Origin of the sequence: Escherichia sp. F1, assembly GCF_046764225.1 — a bacterium.
In the GTDB taxonomy this organism is placed as follows: domain Bacteria; phylum Pseudomonadota; class Gammaproteobacteria; order Enterobacterales; family Enterobacteriaceae; genus Escherichia; species Escherichia coli.
This window is the reverse complement of record NZ_CP177202.1, coordinates 3,950,074-3,974,655: the sequence shown is the minus strand read 5'-3', so window position 1 is coordinate 3,974,655 and position 24,582 is coordinate 3,950,074. Positions and strand designations below refer to the sequence as shown.

Sequence of the window (24,582 nt, the reverse complement as noted above, 5' to 3'; positions counted from 1 at the left end):
ATTAACCCTTTCTTTTCATCTGGTTGTTTATTAACCCTTCAGGAACGCTCAGATTGCGTACCGCTTGCGAACCCGCCAGCGTTTCGAATATTATCTTATCTTTATAATAATCATTCTCGTTTACGTTATCATTCACTTTACATCAGAGATATACCAATGGCGCGTTCCAAAACTGCTCAGCCAAAACACTCACTGCGTAAAATCGCAGTTGTAGTAGCCACAGCGGTTAGCGGCATGTCTGTTTATGCACAGGCAGCGGTTGAACCGAAAGAAGACACTATCACCGTTACCGCTGCACCTGCGCCGCAAGAAAGCGCATGGGGGCCTGCTGCAACTATTGCGGCGCGACAGTCCGCTACCGGCACTAAAACCGATACGCCGATTCAAAAAGTGCCACAGTCTATTTCTGTTGTGACCGCCGAAGAGATGGCGCTGCATCAGCCGAAGTCGGTAAAAGAAGCGCTTAGCTACACGCCGGGTGTCTCTGTTGGTACGCGTGGCGCATCCAACACCTATGACCACCTGATCATTCGCGGTTTTGCGGCAGAAGGCCAAAGCCAGAATAACTATCTGAATGGCCTGAAGTTGCAGGGCAACTTCTATAACGATGCGGTCATTGACCCGTATATGTTGGAACGCGCTGAAATTATGCGTGGCCCGGTTTCCGTGCTTTACGGTAAAAGCAGTCCTGGCGGTCTGTTGAATATGGTCAGCAAGCGTCCGACCACCGAACCGCTGAAAGAAGTTCAGTTTAAAGCCGGTACTGACAGCCTGTTCCAGACTGGTTTTGACTTTAGCGATGCGTTGGATGATGACGGTGTTTACTCTTATCGCCTGACCGGTCTTGCGCGTTCTGCCAATGCCCAGCAGAAAGGCTCAGAAGAGCAGCGTTATGCTATTGCACCGGCGTTCACCTGGCGTCCGGATGATAAAACCAATTTCACCTTCCTTTCTTACTTCCAGAACGAGCCGGAAACCGGTTATTACGGCTGGTTGCCGAAAGAGGGAACTGTTGAGCCGCTACCGAACGGTAAGCGTCTGCCGACAGACTTTAATGAAGGGGCGAAGAACAACACCTATTCACGTAATGAGAAGATGGTGGGCTACAGCTTCGATCACGAATTTAACGACACCTTTACTGTGCGTCAGAACCTGCGCTTTGCTGAAAACAAAACTTCGCAAAACAGCGTTTATGGTTACGGCGTCTGCTCCGATCCGGCGAATGCTTACAGCAAACAGTGTGCGGCATTAGCGCCAGCGGATAAAGGCCATTATCTGGCACGTAAATACGTCGTTGATGATGAGAAGCTGCAAAACTTCTCCGTTGATACCCAGTTGCAGAGCAAGTTTGCCACTGGCGATATCGACCACACCCTGTTGACCGGTGTCGACTTTATGCGTATGCGTAATGACATCAACGCCTGGTTTGGTTACGACGACTCTGTGCCACTGCTCGATCTGTACAATCCGGTGAATACCGATTTCGATTTCAATGCGAAAGATCCGGCAAACTCCGGTCCTTACCGCATTCTGAATAAGCAGAAACAAACGGGTGTTTATGTTCAGGATCAGGCGCAGTGGGATAAAGTGCTGGTCACCCTGGGCGGTCGTTACGACTGGGCAGATCAAGAATCTCTTAACCGCGTAGCGGGAACGACCGATAAACGTGATGACAAACAGTTTACCTGGCGTGGTGGTGTTAACTACCTGTTTGATAATGGTGTAACACCTTACTTCAGCTATAGCGAATCGTTTGAACCTTCTTCGCAAGTTGGGAAGGATGGTAATATTTTTGCACCGTCTAAAGGTAAGCAGTATGAAGTCGGCGTGAAATATGTACCGGAAGATCGTCCGATTGTAGTTACTGGTGCAGTGTATAATCTCACTAAAACCAACAACCTGATGGCGGACCCTGAGGGTTCCTTCTTCTCGGTTGAAGGTGGTGAGATCCGCGCTCGTGGCGTAGAAATCGAAGCGAAAGCGGCGCTGTCGGCGAGTGTTAACGTAGTCGGTTCTTATACTTACACCGATGCGGAATACACCACCGATACTACCTATAAAGGCAATACGCCTGCACAGGTTCCAAAACACATGGCTTCGCTGTGGGCTGACTATACCTTCTTTGACGGTCCGCTTTCAGGTCTGACGCTGGGCACCGGTGGTCGTTATACTGGCTCCAGCTATGGTGATCCGGCTAACTCCTTTAAAGTGGGAAGTTATACGGTTGTGGATGCGTTAGTGCGTTATGATCTGGCGCGAGTCGGCATGGCTGGCTCCAACGTGGCGCTGCATGTCAACAACCTGTTCGATCGTGAATACGTCGCCAGCTGCTTTAACACCTATGGCTGCTTCTGGGGCGCAGAACGTCAGGTCGTTGCAACCGCAACCTTCCGCTTCTAATTTCTCTTTTGGGGCACGGATTTCCGTGCCCGTTTCACAAGTTGGCTGTTATGCAGGAATACACGAATCATTCCGATACCACTTTTGCACTGCGTAATATCTCCTTTCGTGTGCCCGGGCGCACGCTTTTGCATCCGCTGTCGTTAACCTTTCCTGCCGGGAAAGTGACCGGTCTGATTGGTCACAACGGTTCTGGTAAATCCACTCTGCTCAAAATGCTTGGTCGTCACCAGCCACCGTCGGAAGGGGAGATTCTTCTTGATGCCCAACCGCTGGAAAGCTGGAGCAGCAAAGCGTTTGCCCGCAAAGTGGCTTATTTGCCGCAGCAGCTTCCTCCGGCAGAAGGGATGACCGTGCGTGAACTGGTGGCGATTGGTCGTTACCCGTGGCATGGCGCGCTGGGGCGCTTTGCTGCGGCAGATCGCGAAAAGGTCGAGGAAGCTATCTCGCTGGTTGGCTTAAAACCGCTGGCGCATCGGCTGGTCGATAGTCTCTCTGGCGGCGAACGTCAGCGGGCGTGGATCGCCATGCTGGTGGCGCAGGATAGCCGTTGTCTGTTGCTCGACGAACCGACCTCGGCGCTGGATATCGCCCACCAGGTTGATGTGCTGGCGCTGGTGCATCGTTTAAGTCAGGAGCGTGGCCTGACGGTCATTGCCGTGCTGCACGATATCAATATGGCTGCGCGTTACTGTGATTATCTGGTCGCCCTGCGCGGCGGTGAAATGATTGCTCAGGGAACGCCTGCGGAAATTATGCGCGGCGAAACCCTCGAAATGATTTATGGCATCCCGATGGGTATTTTGCCGCATCCGGCGGGTGCTGCACCTGTGAGTTTTGTTTATTGATGAGCGGCTTACCTCTTATTTCGCGCCGTCGACTGTTAACGGCGATGGCGCTTTCTCCGTTGTTATGGCAGATGAATACCGCCCACGCGGCGGCTATTGATCCCAATCGTATTGTGGCGCTGGAGTGGTTGCCGGTGGAATTACTGCTGGCGCTCGGCATCGTGCCTTACGGCGTGGCGGATACCATCAACTATCGCCTGTGGGTCAGCGAACCGCCATTGCCGGATTCAGTGATTGACGTTGGTTTGCGTACAGAACCTAACCTTGAACTGCTGACCGAAATGAAACCGTCGTTTATGGTCTGGTCGGCAGGGTATGGCCCTTCACCAGAAATGCTGGCACGCATTGCGCCTGGGCGCGGATTTAACTTCAGCGACGGCAAACAGCCGCTGGCGATGGCGCGTAAGTCACTGACGGAAATGGCAGATTTACTTAACCTGCAAAGCGCAGCAGAAACGCATTTAGCGCACTATGAAGACTTTATCCGCAGCATGAAACCCCGCTTTGTGAAGCGTGGTGCACGCCCGTTATTGCTGACGACGCTTATCGATCCGCGCCATATGTTGGTCTTCGGTCCAAACAGCTTGTTCCAGGAAATTCTTGATGAGTACGGCATCCCAAATGCCTGGCAAGGGGAAACCAACTTCTGGGGCAGTACCGCCGTCAGTATCGATCGTCTGGCAGCGTATAAAGACGTTGATGTGCTCTGTTTTGATCACGACAACAGCAAAGACATGGATGCGCTAATGGCAACCCCGCTGTGGCAGGCCATGCCGTTTGTCCGTGCAGGACGTTTTCAGCGCGTTCCGGCGGTCTGGTTCTATGGCGCGACGCTTTCGGCAATGCACTTTGTGCGTATTCTGGATAACGCCATCGGAGGTAAAGCGTGAGTAAACGAATTGCGCTTTTCCCGGCGTTATTGCTGGCGCTGCTGGTGATTGTCGCAGCGGCGCTCACCTGGATGAACTTTTCGCAAGCGCTGCCGCGCAGCCAGTGGGCGCAGGCCGCCTGGTCGCCGGATATTGACGTCATCGAGCAGATGATTTTTCACTACAGCTTGTTGCCGCGTCTGGCGATTTCGCTGCTGGTGGGCGCGGGCCTGGGGCTGGTGGGCGTGCTGTTTCAGCAAGTGCTGCGTAACCCGCTGGCGGAACCGACGACGTTGGGCGTTGCAACAGGCGCGCAACTGGGGATTACCGTCACTACGCTCTGGGCGATCCCCGGCGCGATGGCGAGCCAGTTTGCTGCGCTGGCAGGGGCTTGCGTTGTTGGCTTAATTGTCTTTGGCGTCGCGTGGGGGAAACGGCTGTCGCCGGTAACGCTGATTCTCGCGGGGCTGGTAGTGAGCCTTTATTGTGGGGCAATCAATCAGTTACTGGTTATCTTCCATCACGACCAGCTACAAAGCATGTTCCTGTGGAGCACCGGAACGCTGACGCAAACCGACTGGGGCGGCGTTGAGCGTTTATGGCCGCAGCTGCTGGGCGGCGTGATGCTGACGTTACTGCTACTTCGTCCGTTAACCCTGATGGGGCTTGATGATGGCGTGGCGCGCAATCTCGGGCTGGCCTTGTCGCTCGCGCGTCTGGCGGCGCTGACGCTGGCGATAGTCATCAGTGCGCTGCTGGTGAATGCGGTGGGGATTATCGGCTTTATCGGGTTGTTCGCGCCGCTGCTGGCAAAAATGCTGGGGGCGCGGCGTTTGTTGCCACGATTGATGCTGGCGTCGCTGATTGGGGCGTTAATTCTGTGGCTTTCTGATCAAATCATCCTCTGGCTGACTCGCGTGTGGATGGAAGTTTCTACCGGTTCGGTCACTGCGTTGATAGGTGCGCCGCTGCTACTTTGGCTGCTGCCGCGTTTACGCAGCATTAGCGCGCCGGATATGAAGGTGAACGATCGTGTCGCTGCTGAACGCCAACATGTGCTGGCGTTTGCCCTCGCGGGCGGCGTGCTGCTGTTGATGGCAGTGGTGGTGGCGCTGTCGTTTGGCCGTGATGCGCACGGCTGGACGTGGGCGAGCGGGGCGTTGCTCGAGGATTTGATGCCCTGGCGCTGGCCGCGAATTATGGCGGCGCTGTTTGCGGGAGTCATGCTGGCGGTGGCGGGCTGTATTATTCAGCGGCTGACCGGCAACCCGATGGCAAGCCCGGAAGTGCTGGGGATTAGCTCCGGCGCGGCGTTTGGCGTGGTGTTGATGCTGTTTCTGGTGCCGGGTAATGCCTTTGGCTGGCTGTTACCTGCAGGCAGTCTCGGCGCGGCGGTGACGCTGTTGATCATTATGATCGCCGCCGGCCGCGGTGGATTTTCCCCACACCGCATGCTACTGGCGGGGATGGCGTTAAGTACCGCGTTCACCATGCTTTTGATGATGTTGCAGGCAAGTGGTGACCCGCGAATGGCGCAAGTTCTGACCTGGATTTCCGGTTCGACCTACAACGCGACCGATGCGCAGGTCTGGCGCACGGGAATTGCGATGGTAATTTTGCTGGCGATTACCCCGCTGTGCCGCCGCTGGCTGACCATTTTACCGCTGGGCGGTGATACCGCACGAGCCGTAGGAATGGCGCTGACGCCGACGCGAATTGCGCTGCTGCTATTAGCGGCTTGCCTGACGGCGACCGCGACGATGACTATTGGACCGTTGAGTTTTGTTGGTTTAATGGCACCGCATATTGCGCGGATGATGGGCTTTCGACGGACGATGCCACACATCGTAATTTCGGCGCTGGTGGGTGGTTTACTGCTGGTGTTCGCTGACTGGTGTGGGCGGATGGTGCTGTTTCCATTCCAGATCCCAGCGGGGCTGCTGTCGACCTTTATCGGCGCGCCATATTTTATCTATTTGTTGAGAAAGCAGAGCCGTTAATTGAATGCCTCGCCCGGTGGGCGAGGCAAAATCATCACAACTTCGCAAACACCCGACGTGCAGCATCGATGGTGTTATTGATATCTTCCATGCTGTGCGCCACAGACATAAAGCCCGCTTCAAACGCTGACGGTGCCAGATAAACACCTTCGTCCAGCATCATATGGAAGAAACGCTTAAAGCGTTCCACGTCACAGGCCATCACATCCTGATAGCACGTCACGGACTCGGCGTCGGTAAAGAAAATACCGAACATGCCGCCAACGTGGTTTACCACCAGCGGAATTCCGGCTTCTTCTGCCGCTTCCAGCAGACCTTCTGCCAGACGTGTTGTCAGCTCATCCAGCGTTTCGTGAACGCCCGGCTGCGCGACTTCATTCAGACAGGCGAAACCAGCAGCCATCGCAATCGGGTTACCGGAAAGCGTACCCGCCTGATAGACCGGACCGGTCGGGGCCAGCGCATCCATTACATCACGACGACCACCGAATGCGCCTACCGGCATTCCACCGCCGATGATTTTGCCGAGGCAGGTGAGATCCGGTTCCACACCGTAATAATCCTGTGCGCCAGCCAGTGCTACGCGGAAACCGGTCATCACTTCATCGATGATCAGCAACGCGCCAAATTCGTCGCACAGCGCGCGCAGACCTGGCAGGAACTCTGGCAGCGGTGGAACGCAGTTCATATTGCCTGCCACCGGCTCGACGATAATACAGGCAATCTCTTGCGGGTATTGCTCAAACGCGGCGCGTACAGAGGCCAGATCGTTATAAGTACAGGTTAAGGTATGTTTGGCGAAATCTGCCGGAACGCCCGGCGAATTTGGCTGGCCTAACGTGAGTGCGCCAGAACCGGCTTTCACCAGCAGGCAGTCAGCGTGACCGTGGTAACAACCTTCAAATTTAATAATTTTGTCGCGACCGGTAAAACCACGGGCCAGGCGGATGGCGCTCATGGTCGCTTCAGTGCCGGAGTTCACCATGCGCACCATATCCATGGTCGGGACCAGTTCGGTCACCAGTTGCGCCATTTTCACTTCCATTTCGGTTGGTGCACCAAAGCTTAAACCACGCTCGGCGGCTTCAATCACGGCATTGCGGATCGCCGGATGGTTATGGCCCAGCACCATCGGCCCCCAGGAACCGACATAATCGATATAGGCTTTGCCATCAACATCGTACAGATAAGCGCCGTCCGCTTTTTCGATAAACAGTGGAGTGCCGCCCACGCCAGTAAAGGCGCGAACAGGGGAGTTCACACCGCCAGGGATCAGCTCGCGCGCTGCGCTGTAAAGATTTTCAGACTTACTCATGGAGGGTTCCTGATTCGTAGAAAAAGTGAATGGCTGCTATTCTATGTTATTCATAACAAGTTAAATACTCGTCAAACATCAGGCTGCTTGTACTGGTGCAATCCTGATTTCTTAGAGTATAAAAGTTTTGTGCATTTGAAACATTACGCTTTGCAAAGGATTTTCATGGAACGTGCGAGTAAAATGCCGTCATCTTATTTGTATGACCAATAAGTGATCATTGGATGAAAACTGATACTCCCTCTTTAGAAACACCGCAGGCCGCGCGCCTGCGACGCAGACAACTGATTCGCCAACTTCTTGAGCGCGATAAAACCCCGTTAGCCATTTTGTTTATGGCGGCAGTCGTCGGCACGCTTGTCGGGCTGGCTGCGGTTGCTTTTGACAAAGGTGTCGCCTGGTTGCAGAACCAGCGTATGGGGGCGCTGGTACATACTGCTGATAATTATCCGCTTCTGTTAACCGTCGCTTTTCTCTGTTCGGCGGTGCTGGCGATGTTCGGCTACTTTTTGGTGCGCAAATACGCGCCGGAAGCAGGTGGTTCGGGGATCCCGGAAATTGAAGGGGCGCTGGAAGATCAACGTCCCGTTCGCTGGTGGCGTGTGTTGCCGGTGAAATTCTTTGGCGGGCTGGGGACACTCGGCGGAGGCATGGTGTTGGGGCGCGAAGGGCCAACCGTACAGATCGGCGGCAATATCGGTCGCATGGTGCTTGATATTTTCCGCCTGAAAGGTGATGAAGCTCGCCATACGCTGTTGGCAACCGGTGCGGCGGCGGGTCTGGCGGCGGCCTTTAACGCCCCGCTAGCGGGTATTTTGTTTATTATCGAAGAGATGCGTCCGCAGTTTCGCTATACGTTAATTTCGATTAAAGCGGTATTTATTGGCGTCATTATGTCGACCATTATGTACCGGATTTTTAATCATGAAGTTGCATTGATTGACGTCGGTAAACTTTCTGACGCGCCGCTTAATACGCTGTGGCTTTATCTGATCCTCGGTATTATTTTTGGCATTTTCGGCCCTATTTTTAATAAATGGGTGCTGGGGATGCAGGATTTGCTGCACCGTGTGCACGGCGGCAATATTACCAAATGGGTACTGATGGGCGGTGCAATTGGCGGTCTGTGTGGATTGCTGGGGTTTGTGGCACCAGCAACGTCGGGCGGCGGCTTTAACCTGATTCCTATCGCTACCGCAGGGAATTTCAGCATGGGAATGCTGGTGTTTATCTTCGTCGCGCGGGTCATTACCACCTTACTCTGTTTCTCTTCCGGCGCGCCGGGCGGTATTTTTGCCCCTATGCTGGCGCTGGGTACTGTGCTGGGAACCGCTTTCGGAATGGTTGCCGTTGAGCTGTTTCCGCAATATCACCTTGAGGCGGGGACATTTGCTATTGCCGGAATGGGGGCATTACTGGCGGCATCTATTCGCGCGCCGTTAACGGGGATCATTCTGGTTCTGGAGATGACCGATAACTACCAGCTCATTTTGCCAATGATTATTACCGGTCTTGGCGCAACACTATTAGCGCAATTTACCGGCGGGAAACCGCTATACTCGGCGATTCTTGCGCGCACGCTGGCAAAACAGGAAGCTGAGCAACTGGCGCGAAGCAAGGCCGCATCAGCCAGCGAGAATACTTGAACGAAATACCAGGGTATTAGATAATGGCGATTATTATTGGGTTAGAATTTGCCCAATTGCCGATGTCGTTTGGAGCAAAATATGAGTGATGACGTAGCACTGCCGCTGGAGTTTACCGACGCAGCAGCCAACAAAGTTAAAAGCCTGATCGCTGACGAAGATAACCCGAATCTGAAATTACGCGTGTATATCACCGGTGGCGGTTGCAGCGGCTTCCAGTATGGTTTCACCTTTGATGATCAGGTGAACGAAGGCGATATGACCATCGAAAAACAGGGCGTTGGCCTGGTGGTTGATCCGATGAGCCTGCAATATCTGGTCGGCGGTTCCGTTGACTATACCGAAGGTCTGGAAGGTTCTCGTTTCATCGTGACCAACCCGAACGCGAAAAGCACCTGCGGTTGCGGTTCTTCCTTTAGCATCTAATCTGTTGTTCATGTGCCGGATAAACTATCCGGCACATCTTCTCTCTTCAACGCCCATTCTCATCCAGCGCAAACGTCGGTAGCTTAAGATGCCAACGAATAGCCGCCAGCCGAATCAATAGCGTCACGACCATGCCCATCATACTGGCTGTTTCCAGTGGTACGGAAAATGTGTAATAAGCCGTAGCGTGGACAATACCGCCGATAATACAGGCTGTTGCGTAGATTTCTGTACGTAAAATCATGGGGATTTCGCGGGCCAGTACATCACGAATGATCCCGCCGCCAACGCCAGTAATGACGCCCATACAAACCGCGATTAACGGACCGGCTTCCGCATTAAAGGCTTTATTCACGCCAATGCCGACAAACACCGCCAGACCAACGGCGTCCAGCACCGGCAACATCCATTTTGGTAAGCGTCTTGGCTGGCGCACCAGCACGATGGTCAGCATGCTGGTGACCATTGCAACGACCAGATCGGTGGGATCTTTCACCCAAAATACCGGGCCGTGATCCAACGCCATGTCGCGAATTGTTCCGCCGCCTACTGCGGTTACCACGCCCAGTACCAGAACACCAAAAGGGTCCATACGCAATTTTCCGGCTAACAAAACGCCGGAGATGGCAAATACCGCTGTGCCGACTATATCCAGCCAATAGACGAGCATTGTTCAATCCCCACTGAGCACCTGAAAAGGTCAGGCGCTAATCTACCTGTGAAAGCGCATTACAGAGCTGTTGTGCAGCGAGGATAATACGTGGGCTTGCACGTTCAAACCAGTCACTCGTGAGAGGAATAACGGGAATTTTGAGCTGTTCACCCCAGTATTGTTTGATTTTAGGAATTTGGTCCGGTCCGCCTGTAATGACAATCGCCTGTGGCGAGCGTGCTAACACCTGTTCGCGGCTAACTTGCGGCCAGGGAACCCGGCTGTCTTTAAAGATGTTTTCTCCGCCACAAACTTCGAGTACCTGGTTTTGAATCGACTCTTTTCCACTGGTAAATGGCGGATTAATGCCGAATTGCAGAAAAACACGTTTTTTAGGTTTATCAGCATATTGCGCTTTCAATTGCGCGTACTGGTCCAGCAGGGATTGCGCGGCTTGTTCGGCCTTGTCTGGTTGCGGACTCCAGGGGGCCAGTTGACGTAACGCATTGGCAATTTGTTCAATGCTTGTCGCATCGACCCACATCACTTTTATTCCCAGAGAAGCCAGCTGGTCAACCTGCCGCTCGGCATTACCTCCACGCCAGGCAATCACCAGATCGGGTTTCAGCGCGACAATGCGTTCCAGATTCATCCCCTGCCAGGTGGAAACCTGCTCAATCTTTTGCGCTTGTGGAGGATAGTCGGAATAGCTGCTGACCCCAACCGGCGTGATCCCGGCGGCAAAGGCAAGTTCAGTGTTGGCGGGAGAAAGCGTGATGACGCGCGGCGCGGCGTTGAGCCACAGTGGCGCAAGAAAAGACAGGGCGACCAGCGCCCTGAACAGTGACTTAGCCATGTGCCAGTTTCTGCACCAGTGACTCAACCATCAGGCTGGACTGTTTAGCGGCAACAGCCAGGAACTCATCGAAGCTAAGATGAGACTGTTGATCGGCCACGTCGGAGATGGCGCGTACTACGACAAACGGGACGTTGAAATTGTGGCAGACATGGGCGATTGCCGTCGCTTCCATCTCTACAGCAATGGCCTGTGGGAAGTTGTGGCGGATTTTCGCCAGACCAACAGAACCGTTGATGAATGCGTCGCCGCTAACAATCAGGCCACGTACAGCGTTAAGATTCAGTTCGGCAATGCAGGCCTCAGCGGCAGCGATCAGTTTATCGTCAGCTTTAAAGCCTGCCGGGCAGCCTGGTAACTGGCCGTATTCATAACCAAATGCCGTGACATCCGCGTCGTGATAACGCGCTTCGTCCGAGACAACGATATCGCCCACTTTCAGCGTTGGTGCCAGGCCACCGGCAGAACCGGTGTTAATAATCACATCTGGCTTGCAGTGTTCCAACAGCAGAGTGGCACCCAGCGCCGCAGCGACTTTACCGATGCCCGATTTCAGAAGCGCAACCTCGGTTCCATTCAGTTGGCCGGTATAGATTTCGCAACCGCCCAGACTGATAGTTTGACGGTTTTCGATTTTGTCACGCAGCAGCGTAACTTCTTCTTCCATTGCACCAATGATGCCGATTTTCATAGATTTACTCGCGATAAGCCCGATTTGAAGGCATAGTTTACCATGCGCTTACGGGGAAGCGTATTTCTCACGCGGGAGAGGACATGGCACAGATTGATTTCCGAAAAAAAATAAACTGGCATCGTCGTTACCGTTCACCACAGGGCGTTAAAACCGAACATGAGATCCTGCGGATCTTCGAGAGCGATCGCGGGCGTATCATCAACTCTCCGGCAATTCGTCGTCTGCAACAAAAGACCCAGGTTTTTCCACTGGAGCGCAATGCCGCCGTGCGCACGCGTCTTACCCACTCGATGGAAGTCCAGCAGGTGGGGCGCTACATCGCTAAAGAGATTTTAAGCCGCCTGAAAGAGCTTAAATTGCTGGAAGCATACGGCCTGGATGAACTGACCGGACCTTTTGAAAGCATTGTTGAGATGTCATGCCTGATGCACGATATCGGCAATCCGCCGTTTGGTCATTTTGGCGAAGCAGCGATAAATGACTGGTTTCGCCAACGTTTGCACCCGGAAGATGCCGAAAGCCAGCCTTTGACTGACGATCGCTGCAGCGTGGCGGCACTACGTTTACGGGACGGGGAAGAACCGCTTAACGAGCTGCGGCGCAAAATACGTCAGGACTTATGTCATTTTGAGGGGAATGCACAAGGCATTCGTCTGGTGCATACATTGATGCGGATGAATCTCACCTGGGCACAGGTTGGCGGTATTTTAAAATATACTCGTCCGGCGTGGTGGCGTGGTGAAACGCCTGAGACACATCACTATTTAATGAAAAAGCCGGGTTATTATCTTTCTGAGGAAGCCTATATTGCCCGGTTGCGTAAAGAACTTAATTTGGCGCTTTACAGTCGTTTTCCATTAACGTGGATTATGGAAGCTGCCGACGACATCTCCTATTGTGTGGCAGATCTTGAAGATGCGGTAGAGAAAAGAATATTTACCGTTGAGCAGCTTTATCATCATTTGCACGAGGCGTGGGGCCAGCATGAGAAAGGTTCGCTCTTTTCGCTGGTGGTTGAAAATGCCTGGGAAAAATCACGCTCAAATAGTTTAAGCCGCAGTACGGAAGATCAGTTTTTTATGTATTTACGGGTAAACACCCTAAATAAACTGGTACCCTACGCGGCACAACGATTTATTGATAATCTGCCTGCGATTTTCGCCGGAACGTTTAATCATGCATTATTGGAAGATGCCAGCGAATGCAGCGATCTTCTTAAGCTATATAAAAATGTCGCTGTAAAACATGTGTTTAGCCATCCAGATGTCGAGCAGCTTGAATTGCAGGGCTATCGGGTCATTAGCGGATTATTAGAGATTTATCGTCCTTTATTAAGCCTGTCGTTATCAGACTTTACTGAACTGGTAGAAAAAGAACGGGTGAAACGTTTCCCTATTGAATCGCGCTTATTCAACAAACTCTCGACGCGCCATCGGCTGGCCTATGTCGAGGCTGTCAGTAAATTACCGTCAGATTCTCCTGAGTTTCCGCTATGGGAATATTATTACCGTTGCCGCCTGCTGCAGGATTATATCAGCGGTATGACCGACCTCTATGCCTGGGATGAATACCGACGTCTGATGGCCGTAGAACAATAACCAGGCTTTTGTAAAGACGAACAATAAATTTTTACCTTTTGCAGAAACTTTAGTTCGGAACTTCGCGCTATAAAACGAATCTGAAGAACACAGCAATTTTGCGTTATCTGTTAATCGAGACTGAAATACATGAAAAAAACCACATTAGCACTGAGTGCACTGGCTCTGAGTTTAGGTTTGGCGTTATCTCCGCTCTCTGCAACGGCGGCTGAGACTTCTTCAGCAACGACAGCCCAGCAGATGCCAAGCCTTGCACCGATGCTCGAAAAGGTGATGCCTTCAGTGGTCAGCATTAACGTAGAAGGTAGCACAACCGTTAATACGCCGCGTATGCCGCGTAATTTCCAGCAGTTCTTCGGTGATGATTCTCCGTTCTGCCAGGAAGGTTCTCCGTTCCAGAGCTCTCCGTTCTGTCAGGGGGGCCAGGGCGGTAATGGCGGCGGCCAGCAACAGAAATTCATGGCGCTGGGTTCCGGCGTCATCATTGATGCCGATAAAGGCTATGTCGTCACCAACAACCACGTTGTTGATAACGCGACGGTGATTAAAGTCCAGCTGAGCGATGGTCGTAAGTTCGACGCGAAGATGGTTGGCAAAGATCCGCGCTCTGATATCGCGCTGATCCAGATCCAGAACCCGAAAAACCTGACCGCAATTAAGATGGCGGATTCTGATGCACTGCGCGTGGGTGATTACACCGTAGCGATTGGTAACCCATTTGGTCTGGGCGAGACGGTAACTTCCGGGATTGTCTCTGCGCTGGGGCGTAGCGGCCTGAATGCTGAAAACTACGAAAACTTCATCCAGACCGATGCAGCGATCAACCGTGGCAACTCCGGTGGTGCGTTGGTTAACCTGAACGGCGAACTGATCGGTATCAACACCGCGATCCTCGCACCGGACGGCGGCAACATCGGTATCGGTTTTGCTATCCCGAGTAACATGGTGAAAAACCTGACCTCGCAGATGGTGGAATACGGCCAGGTGAAACGCGGTGAGCTGGGTATTATGGGGACTGAGCTGAACTCCGAACTGGCGAAAGCGATGAAAGTTGACGCCCAGCGCGGTGCTTTCGTAAGCCAGGTTCTGCCTAACTCCTCCGCTGCAAAAGCGGGCATTAAAGCGGGTGATGTGATCACCTCACTGAACGGTAAGCCGATCAGCAGCTTTGCCGCCCTGCGTGCTCAGGTGGGTACTATGCCGGTGGGCAGCAAACTGACCCTGGGCTTACTGCGTGACGGTAAGCAGGTTAACGTGAACCTGGAACTGCAGCAGAGCAGCCAGAATCAGGTTGATTCCAGCTCCATCTTCAACGGCATTGAAGGCGCTGAGATGAGCAACAAAGGCAAAGATCAGGGCGTGGTAGTGAACAACGTGAAAACGGGCACTCCGGCCGCGCAGATCGGCCTGAAAAAAGGTGATGTGATTATTGGCGCGAACCAGCAGGCAGTGAAAAACATCGCTGAACTGCGTAAAGTTCTCGACAGCAAACCGTCTGTGCTGGCACTGAACATTCAGCGCGGCGACAGCACCATCTACCTGTTAATGCAGTAATCTCCCTCAACCCCTTCCTGAATACGGGAAGGGGTTCTCCTTACAATCTGTGAACTTCGCCACAACTCCATACATCTTCATCATCCTTTGGGCATTTGCACAATGCCGTACGTTACGTACTTCCTTATGCTAAGCCGTGCATAACGGAGGACTTATGGCTGGCTGGCATCTTGATACCAAAATGGCGCAGGATATCGTGGCACGTACCATGCGCATCATCGATACCAATATCAACGTAATGGATGCCCGCGGGCGAATTATCGGCAGCGGCGATCGTGAGCGTATTGGTGAATTGCACGAAGGTGCATTGCTGGTACTTTCACAGGGACGAGTCGTCGATATCGATGACGCGGTGGCACGTCATCTGCACGGTGTGCGGCAAGGGATTAATCTACCGTTACGGCTGGAAGGTGAAATTGTCGGCGTAATTGGCCTGACTGGTGAACCAGAGAACCTGCGTAAATATGGCGAACTGGTCTGCATGACGGCTGAAATGATGCTGGAACAGTCGCGGTTGATGCACCTGTTGGCGCAGGATAGCCGTTTGCGGGAAGAACTGGTGATGAACCTGATTCAGGCTGAGGAGAATACCCCCGCACTTACTGAATGGGCGCAACGGCTGGGGATCGATCTCAATCAACCGCGAGTGGTGGCTATTGTTGAGGTCGACAGCGGTCAGCTTGGCGTGGACAGCGCAATGGCGGAGTTACAGCAACTGCAAAACGCGCTGACTACGCCTGAGCGTAATAATCTGGTGGCAATTGTTTCGCTGACCGAAATGGTGGTGTTGAAACCGGCGTTGAACTCTTTTGGGCGCTGGGATGCAGAAGATCATCGTAAGCGAGTTGAACAACTGATTACCCGCATGAAAGAGTACGGCCAGCTGCGTTTTCGCGTTTCGCTGGGTAACTATTTTACCGGACCGGGCAGTATTGCCCGCTCTTATCGTACGGCGAAAACGACGATGGTGGTGGGTAAACAGCGAATGCCAGAAAGTCGCTGCTATTTTTATCAGGATCTGATGTTGCCTGTGTTACTCGACAGTTTGCGTGGCGACTGGCAGGCCAACGAACTGGCGCGACCGCTGGCGCGGCTGAAAGCGATGGACAATAACGGCTTGCTGCGACGAACGCTGGCGGCGTGGTTTCGCCACAATGTGCAACCGCTGGCTACGTCAAAGGCGCTGTTTATTCATCGTAATACTCTGGAGTATCGGCTTAATCGTATATCGGAACTGACCGGGCTTGATTTGGGCAATTTTGATGACAGGTTGCTGCTGTATGTCGCGTTGCAACTGGATGAAGAGCGGTAGGTCGATTACAAAATTACAGCCGGGTGAGACTTTACCCGGCTCAAAGAATGGCATTATTTACGCGTCAGTTTTTCCAGATCGGCTTCAATCTCGCTGATCTTATTGGTTACTACTGACTCCAGATGACGTAAGTCGTCGAGGATCTTACGCTTAAGATCAACTTCGCTGCGGTCACGCTGGCAGATTTGATCTAACTCATCAATGATATAGCGAAGATTAGGGCTAATCTCCTGCACTTCTTTATAACCCTGACCCACACCATCGGCGACGACCGTTTTACGCTGACGCGGATATTTAAATTTCACGCTCTTGGCGAAAAACTCGCCTTTGTCTTTCTGGAAATAGATTTTCAGAATATCGTTGTTGGCTTCCTGCCGGAGGCTGTAACGATCAATTTCTTCAGGATTGGTAATACCCAGACTTTTCAGATTGTCGTACATAGCGTTACCTCAAAATGAGTCAGTAAATTGTGCTTATTTTAGCATTTGGCCTGGCCCGCCCGGCTCGACTGTGATCGCAGAAAGCCTTTTTCTTCCAGACTTCTATCATGGCGTAAAAATCAAAAAATTACCTACTTTATTGTGGCGATATTCCATGGGATGGATTAGCACATTTATCTTCGTTTTGCGAATTACATGACAGTCCGAAACAAGATGAAAAAGTATTTAAAAAAGGGGGAGGAAGAATGAGTAGGACGAATTATTCTGAACCAGAAAGCAATCGGGCAGCGTCGTGCTGCCCGTGTGCATACTTTTAGTCGATGGTACGCAACAGTTCGTTAATGCCGACTTTGCCGCGAGTTTTCGCGTCAACTTTCTTAACGATAACCGCACAGTAGAGGCTGTATTTGCCATCTTTCGACGGCAGATTACCTGAAACAACCACAGACCCCGCCGGAACGCGACCGTAGTGGATTTCGCCGGTTTCACGGTCGTAAATACGGGTGCTTTGACCGATGTATACGCCCATAGAGATGACGGAACCTTCTTCGACAATTACGCCTTCAACCACTTCAGAACGTGCGCCAATGAAGCAGTTATCTTCAATAATGGTCGGGTTCGCCTGTAATGGCTCCAGTACGCCGCCGATACCTACGCCACCGGAAAGATGGACGTTTTTACCAATCTGCGCACAGGAACCGACGGTCGCCCAGGTATCAACCATGGTGCCTTCATCAACATATGCGCCGATGTTGACGTAAGACGGCATCAGCACGGTGTTACGGGCAATGAACGCACCCTGACGTACCGCCGCTGGTGGTACAACGCGGAAGCCTTCTTTCTGGAAACGCGCTTCATCGTAATTGGCGAATTTCATCGGCACTTTATCAAAGTAGCGGCTTTCTGCCCCTTCGATCACCTGATTATCATTAATACGGAAAGAGAGCAGCACCGCTTTTTTCAACCACTGATGCGTCACCCACTGACCGTCAATTTTTTCCGCTACACGCAGTGCGCCGGAATCCAGCAGGGAGATCACCTGATTTACCGCTTCGCGGGTAACGGTGTCTGCATTGGCTGGCGTGATCTCGGCACGGCGTTCAAAAGCGGTTTCAATAATGTTCTGTAACTGCTGCATTGTTAAACTCTTTTCATATCAGTAAACACATCACCCTTTATCGTTTGGATTGAGGGCCTCTGTCAACCGCTGATGCACTTCCTGCTGCAACTCGTTATTAAGCGCACGCCGGTCAGCGGTGGCAATTATGAATAAATCTTCTACTCGCTCGCCAATGGTTGTAATTCGGGCGCCATGAAGCGAAATTCCCAGATCGGCAAAAATTTTCCCGACTCGCGCCAGCAGTCCAGGTTGGTCGAGAGCGATAAGCTCAAGGAACGATTTGCGGTCGGTATGGGTCGGCAAAAACGTTACTTCGGTTTCAACAGTAAAATGGCGCAATTTGGCAGGTTGGCGACGGGGCTGCGGTGGCTGCCAGCTACTTTGTGTCAGTACTTGCTCCAGACCAAACCGAATAACCTCATGGCGATCTGCGGACAGCGGGCTGCCATCGGGTTCCAGCACGATAAAGGTATCCATCGCCATACCGTCGCGAGTGGTGAAAATTTGTGCGTCGTGGACACTTAAATTGCGGCGGTCTAATTCGGCACAGACGGCGGCAAACAGATAGGGGCGGTCCGGGCTCCAGATAAAAATCTCGGTGCCTCCACGCGTAGCCTGCGGACTAAGCAATACCAGCGGTTTGCTTAAATCATGCTGTAATAAATGGCGCGCATGCCAGGCCAGTTGATTTGGGCTATGGCGGACAAAATAGTTAGCACGACAGCGTGACCAAATTTGGTGCAGCGCCTCTTCGTCGATGTTATCCATGCGCAGTAGTGCCAGCGCCTGGAGTTGGTGATGGCGAACCCGTTCGCGCATATCCGGCGTGTTTTGCATTCCGCGTCGTAGCTGCTTTTCGGTGGCGAAATAGAGTTCGCGCAACAGACTTTGCTTCCAGCTATTCCACAGCGTTTCGTTGGTGGCGCATATATCGGCCACTGTCAGGCATACCAGATAACGAAGTCGGTTTTCTGTTTGCACTTCTTCGGCAAACTGCTTGATCACTTCCGGGTCCTGAATATCGCGGCGCTGAGCGGTCACCGACATCAGCAAGTGCTGGCGAACCAGCCACGCCACCAGCTGTGTTTCGCGCGAGTTAAGCCCGTGGAGTTCGGCAAAATGCACTACATCCTGAGCACCGAGAATAGAGTGGTCGCCGCCGCGTCCTTTGGCAATATCGTGAAACAGCGCGGCGATGAAAATCAGCTCAGTTGACGGCAGGCGCGGCCAGACGTCCACGCACAACGGATGGCGCTGGCGCGTTTCTTCACTGGCAAAACTCTCCAGTTTCAGCATCACGCGGATAGTATGTTCATCCACCGTGTAGGCGTGGAACAGGTCAAACTGCATCTGCCCGACGATATGCGACCATTGGGGCATATACGCGCCGAGCACGCTATGACGATGCATCGGTAATAGTCCGCGACGCACCGCACCAGGGTGACGCAGAATGCTCAAAAACAGTTTTCGCGCTTCCGGAATATTACACAGCGGTTGTTGCAGATGGCGACGGGCATGGCGCAGATGGCGCAGCGTGGTGGAGTAAATGCCGGTGATCGCACTGTTGCGCACCATGGTGTAGAACATACGCAAGATGGCTTCCGGCTGGCGCATAAATAGTGTTTCATCACGCAGGTCGATTAGCGTACCGCGTAGCTGAAACTCATCGTCGATTGGACGTGGTTTTTCGTCGGCGGGAAGGGCGAGGATGGCTTCATCGAACAGTTGCAGCAGCATCTGGTTGAGTTCACTGACGCGGCGTGTAACGCGGAAGTAATCCTTCATCATCCGCTCGACCGGTTCGTTACCTTCACCACTGTAATTCAAACGCTGGGCGACGCTAAGCTGGCGATCAAACAGCAGGCGATTATCGTAACGGCTGACGACCAGATGCAGGGCAAAGCGAATACGCCACAATATATGCAGACATTCGTTTAATTCCGCTCGCTCCGCTGAGGTTAAGAAGCCAAACCCGACCATTTCATCCAGCGATGTTGCGCCAAAATGACGGCGGGCCACCCATTGCAGCGTGTGGATATCGCGCAAGCCGCCAGGGCTACTTTTGATGTCTGGCTCAAGGTTGTAGCTGGTGCCGTGGTAACGCTGATGGCGCTGGTTCTGTTCTTCAACTTTCGCTGCGTAGAACTTGTCGGAAGGCCAGAATCCTTCGCTAAAAATATGTTTTTGCAGTTCGAGGAAGAGCGCTACATCGCCAATTAATAAGCGGGATTCGATTAAATTGGTGGCGACGGTTAAATCCGATAACCCTTCCAGCATGCACTCTTCAAGCGTGCGCACGCTATGACCGACTTCCAGCTTCACATCCCAGAGCAGCGTTAACAGCTCGCCCACTTTTTGCGCCTGATCATCCGGGAGCTTTTTACGGCTTAAAATCAGTAAATCGATGTCGGAAAGTGGATGCAGCTCGCCACGACCATAACCACCGACGGCAACCAATGCCAGGTCGGCAATCTGGCTGAATCCCGCTTCAATCCATAATCGTTGCAGGAGCTGGTCTATGAATTCGGTACGTGCCTCAATCAACTGTTCTGCGGAGATCCCATTGTCAAAGGCATCACCCAGCCAACGCTGGAAAGTATCGATATGGGCTTTTATCCCACAGACGGTTAATTCATCACGGGGCCAGGCACATGGATTTTGCGGTTGACCGGGCAGGGTGGGGAGAGCGGTGTTTGCGTACTGTTCTGGAAGGGTATTCATTGTGCGCCACCCATAAGATTAAATTATCGCATTAAAAAAGCCGGCATTCGCCGGCTTCATTTTATTCGTCGTGCGAGATTATCGCCGGGATGGTGTCATCCTTGCGTAGCGTCAGAATTTCGCAGCCGTTATCAGTCACCACAATAGTATGCTCATATTGTGCAGACAAGCTGCGATCTTTGGTTTTTACCGTCCAGCCATCTTTCATGGTGCGGATCTCTTTTTTACCCGCGTTGACCATTGGCTCGATGGTGAAGGTCATCCCCGGTTTCAGCACGACGTTGGTTTCACGGGAGTCATAGTGCAGCACCTGTGGTTCTTCGTGGAAGCCGCGACCAATACCGTGTCCGCAATATTCACGAACGACGGAGAAGCCTTCTGCTTCGACAAATTTCTGAATCGCCGCACCTATTTCGCGCAGATTAATGCCAGGTTTTACCATGCGCAGCGCCAGGTACAGGCTTTCTTGCGTGATGCGGCACAGACGTTCGCCCATGATGGTCGGCTTACCGACGATAAACATTTTCGATGTATCGCCGTGGAAACCATCTTTGATTACGGTGACATCAATGTTAACGATATCGCCATCTTTCAGCAGCTTAGCATCATCCGGAATACCGTGGCACACCACTTCATTAATAGAAATGCAAACGGATTTCGGATAGCCGTGATATCCGAGGCAGGCAGAAACCGCGTGTTGTTCATTAACAATGTAATCATTACAGATGCGATCCAGCTCGCCGGTGCTGACGCCCGGTTTAACATACGGTTCGATCATCTCCAGCACTTCGGCAGCCAGTCGGCCAGCGACGCGCATTTTTTCGATATCTTCTGGGGTCTTGATTGAGATAGCCATTAATTCTGTCCATCAGCGTCGGTGATACCGACAATATATATGTAAGTGCTGTCAATGGTATCACACCCGGGCAAATTGAGAATCATTCTGAATTTCGCCAAACGTGCCACTGAAGGTTTTCTATAATAGAAAATTCAACGTCTGATGCTGTACACAGCGCCAACAATTATTGGTGTCCACGACGTATTTGTGGTATAAAGCGCGCCGGACTTCCGATCCATTTCGTATACACAGACTGGACGGAAGCGACAATCTCACTTTGTGTAACAACACACACGTATCGGCACATATTCCGGGGTGCCCTTTGGGGTCGGTAATATGGGATACGTGGAGGCATAACCCCAACTTTTATATAGAGGTTTTAATCATGGCAACTGTTTCCATGCGCGACATGCTCAAGGCTGGTGTTCACTTCGGTCACCAGACCCGTTACTGGAACCCGAAAATGAAGCCGTTCATCTTCGGTGCGCGTAACAAAGTTCACATCATCAACCTTGAGAAAACTGTACCGATGTTCAACGAAGCTCTGGCTGAACTGAACAAGATTGCTTCTCGCAAAGGTAAAATCCTTTTCGTTGGTACTAAACGCGCTGCAAGCGAAGCGGTGAAAGACGCTGCTCTGAGCTGCGACCAGTTCTTCGTGAACCATCGCTGGCTGGGCGGTATGCTGACTAACTGGAAAACCGTTCGTCAGTCCATCAAACGTCTGAAAGACCTGGAAACTCAGTCTCAGGACGGTACTTTCGACAAGCTGACCAAGAAAGAAGCGCTGATGCGCACTCGTGAGCTGGAGAAACTGGAAAACAGCCTGGGCGGTATCAAAGACATGGGCGGTCTGCCGGACGCTCTGTTTGTAATCGATGCTGACCACGAACACATTGCTATCAAAGAAGCAAACAACCTGGGTATTCCGGTATTTGCTATCGTTGATACCAACTCTGATCCGGACGGTGTTGACTTCGTTATCCCGGGTAACGACGACGCAATCCGTGCTGTGACCCTGTACCTGGGCGCTGTTGCTGCAACCGTACGTGAAGGCCGTTCTCAGGATCTGGCTTCCCAGGCGGAAGAAAGCTTCGTAGAAGCTGAGTAATAAGGCTTGATAACTCCCCCAAAATAGTTCGAGTTGCAGAAAGGCGGCAAGCTCGAGAATTCCCGGGAGCTTACATCAGTAAGTGACCGGGATGAGCGAGCGAAGATAACGCATCTGCGGCGCGAAATATGAAGGGGGAGAGCCCTTATAGACCAGGTAGTACACGTTTGGTTAGGGGGCCTGCATATGGCCCCCTTTTTCACTTTTATATCTGTGCGGTTTAATGCCGGGCAGATCACATCTCCGAGGATTTTAGAATGGCTGAAATTACCGCATCCCTGGTAAAAGAGCTGCGTGAGCGTACTGGCGCAGGCATGATGGATTGCAAAAAAGCACTGACTGAAGCTAACGGCGACATCGAGCTGGCAATCGAAAACATGCGTAAGTCCGGTGCTATTAAAGCAGCGAAAAAAGCAGGCAACGTTGCTGCTGACGGCGTGATCAAAACCAAAATCGACGGCAACTACGGCATCATTCTGGAAGTTAACTGCCAGACTGACTTCGTTGCAAAAGACGCTGGTTTCCAGGCGTTCGCAGACAAAGTTCTGGACGCAGCTGTTGCTGGCAAAATCACTGACGTTGAAGTTCTGAAAGCACAGTTCGAAGAAGAACGTGTTGCGCTGGTAGCGAAAATTGGTGAAAACATCAACATTCGCCGCGTTGCTGCGCTGGAAGGCGACGTTCTGGGTTCTTATCAGCACGGTGCGCGTATCGGCGTTCTGGTTGCTGCTAAAGGCGCTGACGAAGAGCTGGTTAAACACATCGCTATGCACGTTGCTGCAAGCAAGCCAGAATTCATCAAACCGGAAGACGTATCCGCTGAAGTGGTAGAAAAAGAATACCAGGTACAGCTGGATATCGCGATGCAGTCTGGTAAGCCGAAAGAAATCGCAGAGAAAATGGTTGAAGGCCGCATGAAGAAATTCACCGGCGAAGTTTCTCTGACCGGTCAGCCGTTCGTTATGGAACCAAGCAAAACTGTTGGTCAGCTGCTGAAAGAGCATAACGCTGAAGTGACTGGCTTCATCCGCTTCGAAGTGGGTGAAGGCATCGAGAAAGTTGAGACTGACTTTGCAGCAGAAGTTGCTGCGATGTCCAAGCAGTCTTAATTATCGAAAAGGAGCCGCCTGAGGGCGGCTTCTTTTTGTGCCCATCTTGTAAATTCAGCTAACCCTTGTGGGGCTGCGCTGAAAAGCGACGTACAATGTCGCTAGTATTAATTCATTTCAATCGTTGACAGTCTCAGGAAAGAAACATGGCTACCAATGCAAAACCCGTCTATAAACGCATTCTGCTTAAGTTGAGTGGCGAAGCTCTGCAGGGCACTGAAGGCTTCGGTATTGATGCAAGCATACTGGATCGCATGGCTCAGGAAATCAAAGAACTGGTTGAACTGGGTATTCAGGTTGGTGTGGTGATTGGTGGGGGTAACCTGTTCCGTGGCGCTGGTCTGGCGAAAGCGGGTATGAACCGCGTTGTGGGCGACCACATGGGGATGCTGGCGACCGTAATGAACGGCCTGGCAATGCGTGATGCACTGCACCGCGCCTATGTGAACGCTCGTCTGATGTCCGCTATTCCATTGAATGGCGTGTGCGACAGCTACAGCTGGGCAGAAGCTATCAGCCTGTTGCGCAACAACCGTGTGGTGATCCTCTCCGCCGGTACAGGTAACCCGTTCTTTACCACCGACTCAGCAGCTTGCCTGCGTGGTATCGAAATTGAAGCCGATGTGGTGCTGAAAGCAACCAAAGTTGACGGCGTGTTTACCGCTGATCCGGCGAAAGATCCAACCGCAACCATGTACGAGCAACTGACTTACAGCGAAGTGCTCGAAAAAGAGCTGAAAGTCATGGACCTGGCGGCCTTCACGCTGGCTCGTGACCATAAATTACCGATTCGTGTTTTCAACATGAACAAACCGGGTGCGCTGCGCCGTGTGGTAATGGGTGAAAAAGAAGGGACTTTAATCACGGAATAATTCCCGTGATGGATAAATAAGGGTAAGATTCCGCGTAAGTATCGCGGGGGCGTAAGTCTGGTTATAAGGCGTTATTGTTGCAGGCAGTTTGGTCACGGCCAGCGCGCAGCAACCGGAGCGTACACAAGTGCGTGAGGATGGCGAGCACTGCCCGGGGCCAAAATGGCAAATAAAATAGCCTAATAATCCAGACGATTACCC

22 protein-coding genes are annotated in these 24,582 nt (G+C 52.3%); 14 read left to right on the top strand and 8 right to left on the bottom strand.

The features are described 5' to 3' along the window. The first annotated feature begins 156 nt into the window (after nucleotides 1-156). From fhuA to fhuB, 4 genes are read left to right on the top strand one after another with little or no spacing between them, the layout of a single operon-like run. Nucleotides 157-2,400 carry a ferrichrome porin FhuA gene (gene fhuA, locus ACK8NJ_RS19105; RefSeq protein WP_000124416.1) on the top strand — a complete coding sequence of 748 codons (2,244 nt, stop codon included), beginning with the start codon at nucleotides 157-159 and terminating at the stop codon, nucleotides 2,398-2,400. A gap of 50 nt (nucleotides 2,401-2,450) precedes the next feature. Next, entirely contained in the window at nucleotides 2,451-3,248 is a 798-nt protein-coding gene (gene fhuC, locus ACK8NJ_RS19100; RefSeq protein WP_062875652.1) for a Fe3+-hydroxamate ABC transporter ATP-binding protein FhuC, read from the top strand. Then, nucleotides 3,248-4,138 (top strand): Fe(3+)-hydroxamate ABC transporter substrate-binding protein FhuD, encoded by an 891-nt coding sequence (gene fhuD, locus ACK8NJ_RS19095; protein ID WP_001308368.1) that lies wholly within the window; start codon nucleotides 3,248-3,250, stop codon nucleotides 4,136-4,138. Before fhuC ends, fhuD begins: the two co-directional genes overlap by 1 nt. Then, a complete protein-coding gene (fhuB, locus tag ACK8NJ_RS19090) occupies nucleotides 4,135-6,117 on the top strand; it encodes a Fe(3+)-hydroxamate ABC transporter permease FhuB (protein WP_409023533.1) in 1,983 nt (660 codons plus the stop codon). Before fhuD ends, fhuB begins: the two co-directional genes overlap by 4 nt. A gap of 34 nt (nucleotides 6,118-6,151) precedes the next feature. On the opposite strand, the gene hemL is transcribed toward fhuB, so the two are convergent. Continuing rightward, nucleotides 6,152-7,432: a glutamate-1-semialdehyde 2,1-aminomutase gene (gene hemL, locus ACK8NJ_RS19085; protein WP_000045291.1), complete on the bottom strand. Its 1,281-nt coding sequence runs from the start codon at nucleotides 7,430-7,432 to the stop codon at nucleotides 6,152-6,154. 165 nt (nucleotides 7,433-7,597) lie between these two features. Between hemL and yadX the strand changes: the two genes are divergently transcribed. The 4 genes from yadX to erpA are packed head-to-tail and all read left to right on the top strand — an operon-like array spanning nucleotide 7,598 to nucleotide 9,504. After that, the gene (gene yadX / locus ACK8NJ_RS19080) at nucleotides 7,598-7,645 is read left to right on the top strand and encodes a protein YadX (protein WP_211180485.1); all 48 of its coding nucleotides are present in this window, start codon (nucleotides 7,598-7,600) and stop codon (nucleotides 7,643-7,645) included. A gap of 11 nt (nucleotides 7,646-7,656) precedes the next feature. Next, complete coding sequence (clcA, locus tag ACK8NJ_RS19075; RefSeq protein WP_000845394.1) at nucleotides 7,657-9,078, top strand: H(+)/Cl(-) exchange transporter ClcA; 1,422 nt, start codon at nucleotides 7,657-7,659, stop codon at nucleotides 9,076-9,078. A 23-nt stretch (nucleotides 9,079-9,101) separates the two neighbouring features. Beyond that, complete coding sequence (gene yadW / locus ACK8NJ_RS19070) at nucleotides 9,102-9,167, top strand: small protein YadW (RefSeq protein WP_120795373.1); 66 nt, start codon at nucleotides 9,102-9,104, stop codon at nucleotides 9,165-9,167. After that, nucleotides 9,160-9,504 carry an iron-sulfur cluster insertion protein ErpA gene (erpA, locus tag ACK8NJ_RS19065; protein WP_001295564.1) on the top strand — a complete coding sequence of 115 codons (345 nt, stop codon included), beginning with the start codon at nucleotides 9,160-9,162 and terminating at the stop codon, nucleotides 9,502-9,504. Before yadW ends, erpA begins: the two co-directional genes overlap by 8 nt. Nucleotides 9,505-9,550: 46 nt before the next feature. Here the strand turns inward: erpA and ACK8NJ_RS19060 are convergent, their stop codons facing one another. Genes ACK8NJ_RS19060 through mtnN form a run of 3 tightly spaced genes read right to left on the bottom strand, consistent with a single transcriptional unit; the run spans nucleotide 9,551 to nucleotide 11,703 of the window. Then, on the bottom strand, nucleotides 9,551-10,174 hold the full coding sequence (locus ACK8NJ_RS19060) for a TRIC cation channel family protein (RefSeq protein WP_000964221.1): 624 nt from the start codon (nucleotides 10,172-10,174) through the stop codon (nucleotides 9,551-9,553). 37 nt (nucleotides 10,175-10,211) lie between these two features. Further along, the gene (gene btuF, locus ACK8NJ_RS19055) at nucleotides 10,212-11,012 is read right to left on the bottom strand and encodes a vitamin B12 ABC transporter substrate-binding protein BtuF (protein WP_001129927.1); all 801 of its coding nucleotides are present in this window, start codon (nucleotides 11,010-11,012) and stop codon (nucleotides 10,212-10,214) included. Further along, the gene (gene mtnN / locus ACK8NJ_RS19050) at nucleotides 11,005-11,703 is read right to left on the bottom strand and encodes a 5'-methylthioadenosine/S-adenosylhomocysteine nucleosidase (protein WP_000689844.1); all 699 of its coding nucleotides are present in this window, start codon (nucleotides 11,701-11,703) and stop codon (nucleotides 11,005-11,007) included. Before mtnN ends, btuF begins: the two co-directional genes overlap by 8 nt. Nucleotides 11,704-11,786: 83 nt before the next feature. Here mtnN and dgt point away from each other — a divergent pair, with 83 nt between their 5' ends. The 3 genes from dgt (at nucleotide 11,787) to cdaR (ending at nucleotide 16,170) form a co-directional block, all read left to right on the top strand. Beyond that, entirely contained in the window at nucleotides 11,787-13,304 is a 1,518-nt protein-coding gene (dgt, locus tag ACK8NJ_RS19045; RefSeq protein WP_000057068.1) for a dGTPase, read from the top strand. Between the two features lie 129 nt (nucleotides 13,305-13,433). Next, nucleotides 13,434-14,858: a serine endoprotease DegP gene (degP, locus tag ACK8NJ_RS19040; protein ID WP_000753946.1), complete on the top strand. Its 1,425-nt coding sequence runs from the start codon at nucleotides 13,434-13,436 to the stop codon at nucleotides 14,856-14,858. 154 nt (nucleotides 14,859-15,012) lie between these two features. Further along, a complete protein-coding gene (gene cdaR / locus ACK8NJ_RS19035; RefSeq protein ID WP_000929439.1) occupies nucleotides 15,013-16,170 on the top strand; it encodes a DNA-binding transcriptional regulator CdaR in 1,158 nt (385 codons plus the stop codon). Between the two features lie 53 nt (nucleotides 16,171-16,223). Here cdaR and ACK8NJ_RS19030 read toward each other — a convergent pair whose 3' ends face one another. The 4 genes from ACK8NJ_RS19030 to map all read right to left on the bottom strand — a co-directional run bounded on the left by ACK8NJ_RS19030 (nucleotide 16,224) and on the right by map (nucleotide 21,307). Continuing rightward, complete coding sequence (locus tag ACK8NJ_RS19030; protein ID WP_000272188.1) at nucleotides 16,224-16,610, bottom strand: DUF3461 family protein; 387 nt, start codon at nucleotides 16,608-16,610, stop codon at nucleotides 16,224-16,226. Nucleotides 16,611-16,923: 313 nt separating this feature from the next. After that, nucleotides 16,924-17,748: a 2,3,4,5-tetrahydropyridine-2,6-dicarboxylate N-succinyltransferase gene (dapD, locus tag ACK8NJ_RS19025; RefSeq protein ID WP_001186663.1), complete on the bottom strand. Its 825-nt coding sequence runs from the start codon at nucleotides 17,746-17,748 to the stop codon at nucleotides 16,924-16,926. A gap of 30 nt (nucleotides 17,749-17,778) precedes the next feature. Then, a complete protein-coding gene (gene glnD, locus ACK8NJ_RS19020; RefSeq protein WP_001520515.1) occupies nucleotides 17,779-20,451 on the bottom strand; it encodes a bifunctional uridylyltransferase/uridylyl-removing protein GlnD in 2,673 nt (890 codons plus the stop codon). A 61-nt stretch (nucleotides 20,452-20,512) separates the two neighbouring features. Then, nucleotides 20,513-21,307, bottom strand: coding sequence for a type I methionyl aminopeptidase (gene map / locus ACK8NJ_RS19015; RefSeq protein ID WP_001018194.1), 795 nt, complete (start codon nucleotides 21,305-21,307; stop codon nucleotides 20,513-20,515). 367 nt (nucleotides 21,308-21,674) lie between these two features. Between map and rpsB the strand changes: the two genes are divergently transcribed. The 3 genes from rpsB to pyrH all read left to right on the top strand — a co-directional run bounded on the left by rpsB (nucleotide 21,675) and on the right by pyrH (nucleotide 24,381). After that, nucleotides 21,675-22,400: a 30S ribosomal protein S2 gene (gene rpsB, locus ACK8NJ_RS19010; protein ID WP_000246882.1), complete on the top strand. Its 726-nt coding sequence runs from the start codon at nucleotides 21,675-21,677 to the stop codon at nucleotides 22,398-22,400. A gap of 257 nt (nucleotides 22,401-22,657) precedes the next feature. Further along, nucleotides 22,658-23,509: a translation elongation factor Ts gene (gene tsf / locus ACK8NJ_RS19005; RefSeq protein WP_000818114.1), complete on the top strand. Its 852-nt coding sequence runs from the start codon at nucleotides 22,658-22,660 to the stop codon at nucleotides 23,507-23,509. Nucleotides 23,510-23,655: 146 nt separating this feature from the next. Then, the gene (pyrH, locus tag ACK8NJ_RS19000) at nucleotides 23,656-24,381 is read left to right on the top strand and encodes a UMP kinase (protein WP_000224573.1); all 726 of its coding nucleotides are present in this window, start codon (nucleotides 23,656-23,658) and stop codon (nucleotides 24,379-24,381) included. Nucleotides 24,382-24,582 lie beyond the last annotated feature (201 nt).